The sequence below is a fragment of the Bacteroides sp. Phil13 genome (genome assembly GCF_001940965.1).
Classification (GTDB): domain Bacteria; phylum Bacteroidota; class Bacteroidia; order Bacteroidales; family Bacteroidaceae; genus Bacteroides; species Bacteroides intestinalis.
Map to the genome: position 1 here is coordinate 102,134 of NZ_MSHA01000027.1, position 14,719 is coordinate 116,852.

Sequence of the window (14,719 nt, forward strand, 5' to 3'; positions counted from 1 at the left end):
ATGCTAAAGCTAAGGCTGATTGTTTTCTATACGAAAACCAAGCAATGCATTGCAGCAACAAAAGTAATCAAATTGTTTTAAGGGGACAAACAAAAGCAAAGATAACTCATCCGCCAATCAAAGAATTATGGGAGTTAAGCCGCCGCATCACCACTTTTATCTCTTTTCTCTGCGACGGTTAAGGAAAATCGTAGTAGGCACTTATTCTTTCCACCATGGAGAAAGTTGCTTTCCATCACGGGGAAACTTTCTTTCCACCATGGTGGAAAGAAAAAACCTCCATGGTGGAAAGAATAAGCGTTCGGATGGAAAAAGCTAACCATTGGAAGGAAAAAAGCATAGGAATGCCTAAGAAAGGAGTTAGCTATTGTAGTTAATTCATATCTTTCAGATTATGAACAAAGTGTGATAAGGTGGTAAAGTATCACCCTATCACTCTTTTCTTCCCTTCTTCTCCGTTATTAAAATATAAGGTAAAATACAGATGTATGAAGGTTAAAGAAGCAAGGATTCGCATTTTTTCCCCGAAAAGGAAATGACCTTCCGTTTTCTTTTACTAATTTTGCAATTTGTAATCCTCAGAACAGAGATGAAGACAGAGACAGCATCATATAACTTGCTAAATTCTATTTCTGACCCGGAAGACCTGCGCAAACTGAGTGTTGAGCAACTCCCGGAAGTCTGCAAAGAATTGCGGCAGGACATTATAAAAGAAGTTTCGTGTAACCCGGGACACTTTGCAGCCAGTCTGGGGACGGTAGAATTGACCGTCGCCCTGCATTATGTGTTCAATACCCCCTACGACCGTATTGTGTGGGACGTAGGCCATCAGGCGTATGGTCATAAGATACTGACCGGACGTCGGGAAACATTCTCCACAAACAGGAAATTCAAGGGCATTCGTCCTTTCCCTTCTCCCGATGAAAGCGATTATGATACTTTCACCTGCGGACATGCGTCTAATTCTATTTCAGCAGCACTTGGCATGGCCGTAGCAGCAGAAGAAAAAGGAGAAAAAGACCGCCATGTGGTTGCTGTAATAGGCGACGGCAGCATGAGTGGAGGACTGGCTTTTGAAGGGTTGAATAACGCCTCTGCAAGTTCCAACAATCTTCTCATTATCCTCAATGATAATGATATGGCCATCGACCGCAGTGTAGGTGGTATGAAGCAATACTTATTCAACCTGACAACCTCGAACCGCTATAACCAACTGCGTTTCAGAATATCCAAGATGTTATTCAAAGTGGGCATTCTCAATGAAGACCGCCGTAAAGCACTCATTCGTTTCGGTAATAGTCTGAAATCGATGGCTGCCCAACAACAGAACATCTTCGAGGGAATGAATATCCGTTATTTCGGTCCCATCAACGGGCATGATGTGAAAAATATCGCCCGTATCCTGCGGGATATCAAAGACATGAAAGGACCGAAAATCCTACATTTACATACGGTCAAAGGAAAAGGATTTGAACCGGCAGAAAAGGCACCGGGTATCTGGCACGCACCGGGTAAGTTTGATCCTGAAACCGGCGAACGCTTTACGGCAGACACTCACAACCTGCCCCCACTCTATCAGGATGTGTTCGGTGAAACCCTTGTGGAACTTGCCGAACAGAACCCACGCATTGTCGGTGTCACTCCCGCCATGCCTACAGGATGCTCTATGAACATGCTGATGAAGGCAATGCCCGACCGTGCCTTTGATGTAGGAATTGCTGAAGGACATGCCGCAACCTTCTCAGGAGGTATGGCAAAAGAGGGAATGCAACCGTTCTGTAATATCTATTCCTCATTTATGCAACGTGCCTATGACAACGTCATTCACGACATAGCTATACTTAAATTACCCGTCGTACTTTGTCTGGATCGTGCCGGGCTGGTAGGCGAAGACGGCCCAACGCACCACGGTGTGTTCGACTTAGCTTATTTCCGCCCCATTCCCAATCTAACGATATCATCACCCATGAACGAGCATGAACTGCGTCGCCTCATGTACACGGCACAGTTGCCGAATAAAGGACCGTTCGTCATCCGCTATCCTCGCGGACGCGGTGTGCTGATAGACTGGAAATGCCCATTGGAAGAAATACCTGTAGGCAAGGGACGCAAACTAAAGGATGGCAAAGACCTTGCTATACTCACCCTTGGTCCGATAGGTAATATTGCCGCAAAAGCCATCGAACAGGCAGAAAAAGAAAAAGACATTTCAATAGCACATTATGATCTGCGTTTCCTTAAGCCACTGGACGAGGAAATGCTGCATGAAATAGGACACTCATTTTCCCGCATCATCACCATTGAAGATGGCATACGGAAAGGCGGCATGGGTAGTGCCGTTCTGGAATTTATGGCTGACAATGGATATACCCCACACGTACAACGTATAGGTGTGCCTGATATATTTATAGAACATGGAACAGTACAGGAGTTGTATCACTTGTGTGGTATGGATGAAAAAGGGATATTAGAAAGCATAATAAAAGAGCGATGAAAATTATTATTGCCGGTGCCGGCGCAGTAGGCACACACTTGGCAAAATTGTTGTCCCGCGAAAAACAGGACATCATATTGATGGACGACAATGAGGAAAGGTTGAGCACTCTCAGTTCTAACTTTGACTTAATGACGGTCACGGCTTCACCTACTTCCATTCAAGGTTTGAAAGAAGTGGGGGCTAAAGAGGCAGATCTCTTTATAGCCGTCACTCCCGACGAGAGCCGTAACATGACCGCATGTATGTTGGCTACCAACCTTGGTGCGAAAAAGACCGTTGCCCGCATTGACAATTACGAATACCTTCTGCCCAAAAATAAAGAATTCTTCAAGAAACTGGGTGTAGATTCATTGATTTACCCGGAAATGCTTGCAGCAAAAGAAATCGTATCTTCCATACGTATGAGTTGGGTACGCCAATGGTGGGAGTTTTGTGGCGGGTCTTTGATACTGATCGGTACCAAAATGCGTGAAAAAGCGGAAATACTGGATATCCCCCTGCACCAACTTGCCGGGACGGATAAACCCTATCACGTAGTGGCCATCAAACGCGGCAACGAGACACTTATTCCGCGTGGTGACGATGTAATTAAACTACATGATATTGTTTATTTCACCACCACCCGCAAATATGTACCCTATATACGCAAGATAGCCGGTAAGGAAGATTATGCCGATGTACGTAACGTAATGATCATGGGTGGAAGCCGCATTGCCGTACGAACCGCACAATATGTACCCGACTATATGCAGGTAAAGATCATAGACAACGACCTGAACCGTTGCAACCGTCTGACGGAGATTCTCGATGATAAAGTTATGATTATCAATGGTGATGGTCGTGATATGGACCTACTGATTGAAGAAGGTCTGAAGAATACGGAAGCTTTCGTAGCACTGACGGACAATTCGGAAACGAATATTCTCTCCTGCCTTGCAGCCAAACGTATGGGCGTCAGCAAAACAGTGGCAGAAGTAGAAAATATAGATTATATAGGCATGGCGGAAAGCCTCGATATCGGTACAGTGATCAATAAGAAGATGATTACTGCCAGTCACATTTATCAAATGATGCTGGATGCTGATGTCAGCAATGTAAAATGTCTTACTTTTGCCAATGCCGACGTTGCAGAATTTACCGTGAAGGCCGATTCTAAAATCACCAAACATCAAGTTAAAGACCTCGGTTTACCAAAGGGAGCTACCATCGGTGGATTAATCCGCCAAGGTGAAGGTGTGGTAGTAACCGGTAATACCCAGATAATACCGGGCGACCACGTAGTAGTGTTCTGCCTGAATATGATGATTAAAAAGATTGAGAAATTCTTTAATTAATTATGAATGATGAATTAGCTGCGCCACACGCTTTGCTACAAAGTCCGTTCATGATTCATAATCTATAATTCATAATTCATAATTTAATTACGTGATTAACTTTAAGATAGTAATACGGATTATCGGTATTCTCCTGTTGCTTGAAACAGTGATGCTGTTAGCCTGTTCCGGCGTTTCGTTCTATTATCAGGACGAAGCATTGGTAGATTTCTGGGTATCGGCAGGTATCACAGCAGGCGCGGGATTGCTTCTGGCAGCCATGGGCAAGGGAGGAGATCGCCAACTAACACGCAGGGACGGATATGTACTCGTCAGCTTTGCGTGGATAGCATTCTCACTTTTCGGCATGCTGCCATTTTATATCAGCGGATATATACCGAGCATCACCAACGCTTTCTTTGAAACAATGTCCGGCTTCAGCAGTACGGGCGCCACCATATTGGATGACATAGAATCACTGCCCCATGGACTTCTCTTCTGGCGCAGTATGACCCAGTGGATAGGCGGTTTGGGAATTATCATGTTTACCATTGCCATCCTTCCGATATTCGGTGTCAGTGGTTTGCAGGTCTTTGCAGCCGAAGCCAGCGGACCGACACACGATAAAGTACATCCACGTATAGGCATTACCGCCAAATGGATTTGGAGTATCTATGCAGGCATCACGTGTATTCTTGTCGCCTTACTGATGCTGGGCGGAATGGATTGGTTCGACAGTGTTTGCCACGCATTTGCCACTACCGGCACAGGTGGTTTCTCCACCAAACAAGCCAGTGTGGCTTATTATCAGTCTCCCTATATTGAATATGTAATATCCATCTTCATGTTTATATCCGGCATCAACTTTACGTTATTGTTATTTTTCGTCAACCGGAAATTCAAGAAAGTTATTCATGATGCTGAGTTGAAATGGTATTTCTGGTCGGTAATACTGTTCACCGGCTTAATCGCTGTCATACTCTTCTATTCCAAGCCCATGGGAATGGAAGATGCCTTCCGTAAATCACTGTTCCAGGTTATCTCGCTGCACACCTCTACCGGTTTTGCTACAGATGACTACATGTTATGGCCCGCTGTAACATGGGGATTACTAACCATTGTTATGCTGATGGGCGCCTGTGCAGGAAGCACGACAGGTGGTCTCAAATGTATCCGCATGGTTATTCTCGGCAAAGTAGCGCGTAATGAATTCAAACATATTCTCCATCCGAATGCAGTGTTACCGGTCAGGATTAACAAACAGGTTATTTCACCTTCCGTACAATCTACCGTACTGGCATTCTGTTTTATATATGCAGTTATCATTATCATCAGTGTACTGATTATGATGGGACTGGGTATCGGTTTTGTAGAATCTGTGGGGTGCGTAGTTTCCAGTATCGGTAATATGGGTCCCGGATTGGGTGAGACAGGTCCTGCCTTCTCATGGAATGCATTGCCTGATGTAGCAAAATGGTTATTATCTTTCCTCATGCTTCTGGGGCGTCTGGAATTATTCACCGTATTGCTGCTTTTTACCCCGGAATTCTGGAGAAGAAGTTGATATAAGGCAAAAAAGTGCTAAAAACAAAGTACTTTGCCATCTCTATATAACAAAATAGCCAATATTTGTTATACATTTGCAGCCGAATGAAAAAAGTAGTTGTATGAGACAGTGCATAAAATACTTCATGATAGTCCTGCTCGGCGTATTATTATACGACGGCGCCGCACAGGCGGCAGGTATATCATGCACTTTCATACGCAATGATGAAGAACGCTGCATCCTATCCCAGGCTCCTACTACTGCCCACAAACAAGATATCCGTAGCATATTATATGACCACTTCTCGTCTATACCTTTATATATGGACAATGTGGACAGTACGCAAGTACCCGGTAACAAAAGTGTCTTGCTGTTGCTGAGTTATTTTCGAATGTGTTGGCTGTCCGATTCTTCGGTCGGTGATTCGCTGTTACATACTTCTTTCTACCCTGTACCCGACCCGCTTTCTTACTATGTATTCGGGCTGAGAAAGATAATCATTTGATAAAAAGTCAGGTAGGCTCTATCGCTTGCCAAAGTCAGTCGAAGGTAATTCAGAGGTATTACTTATTTCGACCAACTATCCTATTATATACATCTAAAAGTTAATTAGATTTATGAACTTTACTTTGTTAGTAGTCGTCTTGCTGACGGCAATTGCTTTCGTGGGTATTGTTATCGCATTGTCAAAAGCGATATCACCCCGTTCGTACAATCCACAGAAGATGGAAGCGTACGAGTGCGGTATCCCTACCCGTGGTAAATCATGGATGCAATTCCGGGTAGGTTACTATCTGTTTGCCATCCTGTTCCTGATGTTTGATGTGGAAACAGTATTCCTGTTCCCATGGGCAGTTATTGCCCGTGACCTGGGAATAGCAGGGTTACTCAGTATCTTATTTTTCTTACTAATCCTTGTATTGGGACTTGCCTATGCATGGCGGAAAGGAGCATTGGAATGGAAATAAAGAAAAAACCCAAAATAAAATCTATTCCGTATGGAGAATTTACGGATAATGAAACGTTGGAGAAACTCGTTCGCGAACTTAATGCCGGAGGCGCAAACGTCGCTCTCGGAGTATTGGACGATTTCATCAACTGGGGACGCAGCAATTCGCTGTGGCCGCTTACGTTTGCAACAAGTTGTTGCGGTATCGAGTTCATGGCACTGGGTGCCGCGCGCTATGACATGGCGCGTTTCGGATTTGAAGTAGCCCGTGCCAGTCCTCGACAGGCAGATATGATTATGGTATGCGGAACCATTACCAATAAGATGGCGCCTGTACTAAAACGCTTGTACGACCAGATGCCGGATCCTAAATATGTGGTTGCTGTAGGTGGATGTGCTGTTAGTGGGGGACCGTTTAAGAAGTCATACCACGTAGTCAATGGGGTAGATAAAATTCTACCGGTGGATGTGTACATTCCCGGATGCCCTCCCCGCCCGGAAGCATTCTACTATGGTATGATGCAATTGCAACGCAAAGTGAAAATTGAAAAATTCTTCGGTGGAGTAAACAGAAAAGAGCCCAAACCGAAAGAGGAGACAGAAAAATAATCAGAATATGGATAATATACGATTTATAAAACCTGCGGACTTACATGCTGAAATGTTCCGTCTGTACCGCGAAGAGCAGATGGACTTCCTAAAGTGCCTTAGCGGTATGGACTGGGGAGAACCCGCCGATGGAGATGCACCGGATGCTCCACGCGGACTGGGTGTTGTCTACCTGCTGGAATCCACCGCTACCGGTAAGCAAGCAGCAGTACGTACTGCTACCTTGGACCGTAAGAATCCTGAATTACCCAGTGTCAGCGACATTTGGAAAGCAGCGGACTTCAATGAACGTGAAGTATATGACTTCTATGGCATTGTCTTCATAGGACACCCTGATATGCGTCGTCTCTACCTGCGTAATGACTGGGTAGGTTACCCGATGCGTAAAGATAACGATCCGGAAAAGGACAACCCATTGCGCATGGACAATGAAGAAACTATCGATACCACTATCGAGTTGAAACTGAACCCGGATGGTACCGTAAGAAATAAAGAGCTGGTGCTCTTTGGTGACGAGGAATACGTTGTGAACATCGGCCCCCAACACCCAGCTACACATGGCGTAATGCGTTTCCGTGTATCACTGGAAGGTGAAACGATCGATAAGATAGATGCTAACTGTGGTTACATCCACCGGGGTATTGAAAAGATGTGCGAAAGCCTTACTTATCCTCAAACCTTGGCATTGACCGACCGCTTGGATTATCTGGGCGCACACCAGAATCGCCATGCCCTGTGTATGTGTATTGAACAGGCAATGGGTATAGAAGTGAGTGACCGTGTGAAGTACATCCGCACCATTATGGATGAATTACAACGTATCGACTCTCACTTGTTGTTCTATTCTTGTCTGGCAATGGACCTCGGTGCCCTTACCGCTTTCTTCTACGGCTTCCGTGATCGTGAAAAAATACTCGACATCTTTGAGGAAACTTGTGGTGGACGCCTCATCATGAACTACAACACCATCGGTGGCGTACAGGCTGACCTGCATCCTAACTTCCAGAAGCGGGTGAAAGAGTTTATCCCCTATCTGCGTGGAATCATCCACGAATATCACCAGGTATTCACCGGCAACATTATCGCACAACAACGTCTGAAAGGCGTAGGAGTGCTGAGCCGTGAAGATGCTATCGCCTTCGGAGCCACAGGCGGCACAGGACGTGCCAGCGGCTGGGCTTGTGATGTGCGCAAGCGCCAACCTTATGGAGTATACGACAAAGTAGATTTCAAAGAAATCGTCTATACCGAAGGAGACTCCTGGGCACGCTACATGGTTCGTATGGATGAAATCATGGAAAGTATGAATATCCTTGAGCAACTCATCGACAACATTCCCGAAGGTCCGTATCAGGAAAAGATGAAACCTATTATCCGCGTACCGGAAGGACAGTATTATGCTGCTGTAGAGGGAAGCCGTGGTGAGTTTGGTGTCTTTCTGGAGAGCCATGGTGACAAAACTCCGTACCGCTTGCATTTCCGTTCAACAGGATTACCATTGGTAAGTACCGTAGACACCATCTGCCGCGGATCGAAGATTGCCGACCTGATAGCTATCGGGGGAACACTGGATTACGTAGTGCCGGATATTGACAGGTAATTAAAGCGATAGAGTGATAAAGTAATAGAGTGATTACGCAAAGTTGCATTCCCCTGTCACCTTATCACCTTACAACCTTATAACATTCATAATATGTTTGACTTTAGTATAGTAACCAACTGGATACACCAGACGCTGACTTCCGTCATGCCGGAAGGTCTGGCAATATTCCTCGAATGTGTAGTGATAGGCGTGTGCATCATCCTGATGTATGCCGTGCTCGCCATCATTCTTATTTATATGGAGCGCAAGATATGCGCTTTCTTCCAATGCCGCCTCGGTCCGAACCGTGTGGGTAAATGGGGTAGCATTCAAGTCATTTGTGACGTATTGAAGATGCTGACCAAAGAGATATTCACCCCCAAGGATGCCGACCGCTTTCTCTATAATCTGGCACCGTTCATGGTGATCATTGCTTCGTTCCTGACCTTCGCATGCCTGCCTATTAATAAAGGTATGGAAGTACTGAACTTCAATGTAGGTGTATTCTTCCTGCTGGCTGCTTCCAGTATAGGCGTATTAGGTATTCTATTGGCAGGATGGGGTTCGAACAATAAGTTCTCACTCATCGGTGCCATGCGAAGCGGTGCACAGATTATCTCGTATGAGTTGTCTGTGGGACTAAGCATACTGACCATGGTAGTACTGATGGGAACCATGCAGTTCTCTGAAATTGTAGAAGGCCAAGCAGATGGATGGTTCATCTTCAAGGGACACATCCCTGCAGTAATTGCATTCGTTATCTATCTGATAGCTGGAAACGCAGAATGTAACCGCGGTCCGTTCGACTTACCGGAAGCAGAAAGTGAATTGACAGCAGGATACCACACCGAATATAGCGGTATGCACTTCGGTTTCTTCTACCTGGCCGAATATCTGAACCTGTTTATTGTAGCCAGCGTAGCTGCCACCATCTTCCTGGGCGGCTGGATGCCATTCCATATCGTAGGACTGGACGGCTTCAATGCTATAATGGATTATATTCCGGGCTTCATCTGGTTCTTTGGTAAAGCTTTCTTTGTAGTATTCCTGCTGATGTGGATTAAGTGGACATTTCCCCGCTTGCGTATCGACCAGATATTGGCACTGGAATGGAAGTACCTGGTACCGATTTCAATGCTGAACCTGATCATCATGGTACTGATTGTTGTATTTAAACTGCACTTCTAGCCGGCGTAGCGTCGGAGCAAAGTTTCCCTTTGGGTAAATTAAATATAAAGAGATAATGAAAGATAAGAACGAAACATACAGTTATTTAGGCGGATTGATGCATGGCATCGGTTCTTTGCTGACAGGTATGAAAACTACCATGACTGTTTTTTGCCGCCGAAAAGTAACGGAACAATATCCGGAAAACCGTGCGACCCTGGAAATGTTCGACCGTTTCCGCGGAACGCTGACCATGCCCCACAATGAGCGGAACGAACATCACTGTATAGCATGTGGACTATGTCAGATAGCATGCCCTAACGACACTATCAAAGTAACCAGTGAAATGATAGAGACTGAGGACGGCAAGAAAAAGAAGATTTTGGCGAAGTATGAATACGATCTCGGTTCATGCATGTTTTGCCAACTTTGCGTTACAGCTTGTCCGCACGGTGCAATTACGTTTGCTACCGACTTTGAACATGCAGTATTCGACCGTACAAAGCTGGTGAAGACGCTTAACCATCCGGGCAGTCGCGTAGAAGAGAAAAAGAAACCCGCTGCTCCCCAAAGTGAAGCAACAAAGTAATTTGAAACTAAGTAATTTGAATTCAAGAATATGGAAATAACCCTTGAAACCGTAGTATTCTACTTTCTGGCAGTGTTCATCACCGTTTGTTCTATTCTTACAGTGACCACACGCCGCATGGTACGCTCGGCAACGTATCTGCTGTTTACGCTTTTCGGCACGGCAGGTATCTACTTCCTGCTAGGTTACACCTTCCTGGGATCAGTACAAATCATGGTTTATGCCGGTGGTATTGTAGTGCTCTATGTCTTCTCCATCCTGCTAACCAGTGGTGAAGGAGACCGTACTATCGACAAATTAAAACGTAGCAAACTGATGGCCGGTCTGGGCGCAACCGTAGGTGGCGCCATCATCGTATTGTTCATCACACTGAAACATAAGTTTATAGTAACCACGGATCTTGCACCGTTGGAAATCAACATCAAGACTATCGGCCATTCTATGTTGAACAGTGACAAATATGGTTATCTGCTTCCTTTCGAGGCAGTCAGCATCTTGTTGCTGGCATGTATCGTAGGTGGCCTAGTAATTGCACGTAAACGATAAAAACAATTGATTATGATACACATGGAATATTATCTGATAGTTTCAGCTATCATGTTTTTCGCCGGTATCTACGGGTTCTTCACCCGCCGCAACACACTGGCCATACTTATCAGCATCGAGTTGATACTGAACGCTACGGATATCAACTTCGCAGTATTCAACCGTTTCCTATTCCCCGACGGACTGGAAGGGTATTTCTTTGCCCTGTTCTCCATTGCCATCTCGGCAGCCGAAACGGCAGTAGCTATCGCGATTATGATCAATATCTATCGTAATATACGAAGCATCCAGGTCGGCAAGCTGGACGAAATGAAGTGGTAACAATTAAATATTAAATATTAGGTATTAATTAGCTGCGCTGTGATGCTGCATAGAATTAATATTTAATATCTAAAACCTAATAATTAGATAAATATGGAATATACAATTCTAATCCTGCTCCTCCCCTTGCTCTCCTTCCTCACGTTGGGGATTGGCGGCAAATGGATGACGCACCGGACGGCAGGCATCATCGGTACCACGGTATTGGCTGTGGTAGCCCTACTGAGTTATGCCACTGCCTGGCAATATTTCTCCGCTCCACGTCTGGCGGATGGTACCTTCGCCACACTTATGCCTTATAATGTGACGTGGCTGCCTTTCACCCCAACGCTGAGTATCGACTTGGGTATCCTGCTCGATCCTATTTCAGTAATGATGCTCATCGTTATCTCTACCGTATCGCTGATGGTACATGTCTACTCTTTCGGCTACATGAAAGGTGAACGTGGATTCCAACGTTATTATGCATTCCTCAGCCTCTTCACCATGTCCATGCTGGGCTTGGTAGTGGCTACCAATATCTTCCAGATGTATCTGTTCTGGGAGTTGGTGGGTGTTTCGTCTTATCTGCTTATCGGTTTCTATTATACGAAGCCATCTGCTGTTGCTGCAAGCAAAAAGGCGTTTATTGTCACCCGTTTTGCCGACCTGGGTTTCCTGATCGGTATCCTCGTTTACGGTTATTATGCCGGAACCTATACTTTCCAGCCCAGTGAAATGGCATTACTGAAAGGCGGTGCAACAATGATACCTCTGGCACTGGGACTTATGTTTATCGGTGGCGCCGGTAAGAGTGCAATGTTCCCATTGCATATCTGGCTGCCGGATGCTATGGAAGGCCCGACACCTGTCAGTGCATTGATCCATGCAGCAACGATGGTAGTAGCCGGAGTTTATCTTGTGGCACGAATGTTCCCGTTGTTCATCGGTTATGCACCGGATGTGCTGCACCTGGTAGCTTACGTCGGAGCATTCACTGCATTCTACGCCGCTTCGGTAGCTTGTGTGCAGAGTGATATCAAGCGTGTATTAGCATTCTCTACTATTTCACAAATTGGTTTTATGATGGTGGCACTGGGAGTTTGTACTTCTGCCGATCCACATCACGGTGGCCTGGGTTACATGGCAGGAATGTTCCATCTGTTTACACACGCCATGTTCAAGGCATTGCTCTTCCTCGGTGCAGGTAGCATCATCCATGCAGTACACAGCAATGAAATGTCTGCTATGGGTGGGTTACGCAAATATATGCCTGTAACACATATCACATTCCTAATTGCATGTCTTGCCATCGCAGGTATCCCTCCGTTCTCCGGATTCTTCTCTAAAGACGAAATACTGACTGCATGCTTCCAGTTCAGTCCTGCTATGGGTTGGATTATGACAGCAATTGCTGCTATGACGGCATTCTATATGTTCCGCCTCTACTATGGTATCTTCTGGGGGGGCGTAGCGCCCCGGCAAGAGTCGCCGAGCGATGAAAGCCACACGCCGCATGGAAACTTGGCTGGGGTGCCTCACCCTCACGAAAGCCCGCTGGCTATGACTATTCCGTTGATGTTCCTTGCTGTTGTAACCATTGTGGCAGGTTTCATCCCCTTCGGTAAGTTCATCAGCTCCAACGGTACAGCTTACGAAATACATCTCGATTGGACAGTAGCAGGCACCAGCATCGCCATAGCTGTTATCTCCATTGCGATTGCTACAGCTATGTATGCACGGGCCAAACAACCCGTTGCCAATGCTCTTGCCCGCCGCTTCCGCGGATTATGGACAGCCGCTTATCACCGATTCTATATCGATGAAGTATATCAGTTTATCACTCACAAGATTATTTTCGGTTGCATCTCCCGTCCCATTGCTTGGTTCGATCGCCATGTAATAGATGGCTTCTTCAACTTCCTTGCCTGGAGTGCCAATGCCACCAGTGATGAGATACGCGGTTTGCAAAGCGGACAGATCCAGCAATACACTTACGTATTCCTGTTGGGCACGCTGGCGCTGATATTGCTATTGCTGCTATAGTAGAGAAATGTTAATCGTAATTCGTAAATAGTAAATAGTAAAACGTAATATAAAGATGAACATATTAAGTATTTTTGTTCTCATCCCTCTGTTGATGTTGCTTGGTCTCTGGCTAAGTCGTAACATCAAGCAGATACGCACGGTGATGGTCGTAGGTGCATCAGCATTGGTGCTGGCTGCCGTAAGCCTGACCATTGCTTACCTGCAAGCCCGTGCCGCCGGAGACACTGCCGAAATGCTGTTCCGTGCAGATGTACCTTGGTATCCGGCACTCAATATACATTACTCCGTGGGAGTAGACGGCATTTCAGTAGCCATGTTGCTGCTTTCTGCCATCATTGTCTTCACCGGTACTTTCGCCTCCTGGCGTCTGCAACCGCTGACAAAAGAGTATTTCCTCTGGTTCACCCTGCTTTCCCTGGGTGTGTTCGGCTTCTTCATTTCTACAGACTTGTTCACCATGTTCATGTTCTATGAGGTAGCGCTCATTCCTATGTACCTGCTCATCGGTGTATGGGGCAGTGGACGAAAGGAATACTCTGCCATGAAACTGACATTGATGTTAATGGGTGGTTCTGCATTCTTGCTGATTGGTATCCTGGGGATCTACTTCGGTTCCGGTGCCACCAGTATGAACTTGCTGGAGATTGCACAACTGCACAATATTCCAATTGAACAACAACGCATCTGGTTCCCGCTCACCTTCCTCGGTTTCGGTGTACTCGGTGCATTATTCCCGTTCCATACATGGAGCCCCGACGGTCACGCCTCTGCGCCTACGGCTGTAAGTATGCTCCATGCAGGTGTGTTGATGAAACTTGGAGGTTATGGTTGCTTCCGTATCGCCATGTATCTGATGCCTGAAGCTGCCCAGGAACTTGGCTGGATCTTCCTGATCCTGACTGGTATATCTGTAGTTTACGGTGCTTTCTCTGCTTGTGTACAGACCGATTTGAAGTATATCAACGCATATTCTTCCGTGTCTCACTGCGGTCTCGTACTCTTCGCTATCCTGATGATGAACCAGACTGCTTGTACCGGTGCTGTCCTGCAAATGCTCAGCCACGGATTGATGACTGCCCTGTTCTTTGCCCTTATCGGTATGATATACGGCCGCACTCATACCCGTGACGTACGCGAGCTCTCCGGTTTGATGAAGATTATGCCTTTCCTGGCTGTCTGCTATGTAATTGCCGGACTTGCTAACCTCGGACTTCCGGGACTCAGCGGTTTCGTTGCCGAAATGACCATCTTCAATGGTGCATTCCAGCATGTGGATGTCTTCCACCGTACATGGACGATTATTGCCTGCACCAGTATCGTAATCACTGCAGTCTATATCCTTAGGCTCGTTGGCAAGATTCTCTATGGCACTTGTACTAACAAGCATCACCTGACATTAACCGACGCTACCTGGGATGAACGCACCGCCGTTATCATACTCATCGTTTGCGTTGCAGGTCTCGGTCTTGCTCCGTTATGGATCAGCAATATGATTGGAGACAGTGTGCTACCGGTAGTCAGCGCATTTTAATGAAGAACTAATAATGAATAATGAAGAATTACCGCACGGCA

Annotated in this window: 13 protein-coding genes; all 13 read left to right on the forward strand. The window is 46.0% G+C overall.

Going from position 1 to position 14,719, the window contains the following annotated elements; genetic code table 11:
- Positions 1-589: 589 nt before the first annotated feature.
- Positions 590-2,494, forward strand: coding sequence for a 1-deoxy-D-xylulose-5-phosphate synthase (gene dxs, locus BWI44_RS04195; protein WP_278705141.1), 1,905 nt, complete (start codon positions 590-592; stop codon positions 2,492-2,494).
- Positions 2,491-3,831: a Trk system potassium transporter TrkA gene (gene trkA / locus BWI44_RS04200; RefSeq protein ID WP_007666955.1), complete on the forward strand. Its 1,341-nt coding sequence runs from the start codon at positions 2,491-2,493 to the stop codon at positions 3,829-3,831. Before dxs ends, trkA begins: the two co-directional genes overlap by 4 nt.
- Before the next feature lie 91 nt (positions 3,832-3,922).
- A complete protein-coding gene (locus BWI44_RS04205; RefSeq protein WP_044532515.1) occupies positions 3,923-5,374 on the forward strand; it encodes a TrkH family potassium uptake protein in 1,452 nt (483 codons plus the stop codon).
- A gap of 103 nt (positions 5,375-5,477) precedes the next feature.
- Positions 5,478-5,861 carry a hypothetical protein gene (locus BWI44_RS04210; protein ID WP_044532516.1) on the forward strand — a complete coding sequence of 128 codons (384 nt, stop codon included), beginning with the start codon at positions 5,478-5,480 and terminating at the stop codon, positions 5,859-5,861.
- A gap of 112 nt (positions 5,862-5,973) precedes the next feature.
- Positions 5,974-6,324: an NADH-quinone oxidoreductase subunit A gene (locus tag BWI44_RS04215; RefSeq protein WP_007666958.1), complete on the forward strand. Its 351-nt coding sequence runs from the start codon at positions 5,974-5,976 to the stop codon at positions 6,322-6,324.
- Positions 6,315-6,914, forward strand: coding sequence for an NADH-quinone oxidoreductase subunit B (locus tag BWI44_RS04220; protein ID WP_044532517.1), 600 nt, complete (start codon positions 6,315-6,317; stop codon positions 6,912-6,914). Before BWI44_RS04215 ends, BWI44_RS04220 begins: the two co-directional genes overlap by 10 nt.
- A gap of 7 nt (positions 6,915-6,921) precedes the next feature.
- Complete coding sequence (locus tag BWI44_RS04225; RefSeq protein ID WP_286811993.1) at positions 6,922-8,514, forward strand: NADH-quinone oxidoreductase subunit D; 1,593 nt, start codon at positions 6,922-6,924, stop codon at positions 8,512-8,514.
- 93 nt (positions 8,515-8,607) lie between these two features.
- Positions 8,608-9,684 (forward strand): NADH-quinone oxidoreductase subunit NuoH, encoded by a 1,077-nt coding sequence (nuoH, locus tag BWI44_RS04230; protein WP_007666963.1) that lies wholly within the window; start codon positions 8,608-8,610, stop codon positions 9,682-9,684.
- 55 nt (positions 9,685-9,739) lie between these two features.
- Positions 9,740-10,252, forward strand: coding sequence for a 4Fe-4S binding protein (locus tag BWI44_RS04235; protein ID WP_138292696.1), 513 nt, complete (start codon positions 9,740-9,742; stop codon positions 10,250-10,252).
- Between the two features lie 30 nt (positions 10,253-10,282).
- Complete coding sequence (locus tag BWI44_RS04240) at positions 10,283-10,798, forward strand: NADH-quinone oxidoreductase subunit J family protein (protein WP_138292697.1); 516 nt, start codon at positions 10,283-10,285, stop codon at positions 10,796-10,798.
- Between the two features lie 12 nt (positions 10,799-10,810).
- On the forward strand, positions 10,811-11,119 hold the full coding sequence (gene nuoK / locus BWI44_RS04245) for an NADH-quinone oxidoreductase subunit NuoK (protein WP_007666971.1): 309 nt from the start codon (positions 10,811-10,813) through the stop codon (positions 11,117-11,119).
- A gap of 93 nt (positions 11,120-11,212) precedes the next feature.
- Entirely contained in the window at positions 11,213-13,144 is a 1,932-nt protein-coding gene (nuoL, locus tag BWI44_RS04250; protein WP_138292698.1) for an NADH-quinone oxidoreductase subunit L, read from the forward strand.
- A gap of 55 nt (positions 13,145-13,199) precedes the next feature.
- Positions 13,200-14,678, forward strand: coding sequence for a complex I subunit 4 family protein (locus BWI44_RS04255; protein WP_138292699.1), 1,479 nt, complete (start codon positions 13,200-13,202; stop codon positions 14,676-14,678).
- Positions 14,679-14,719 lie beyond the last annotated feature (41 nt).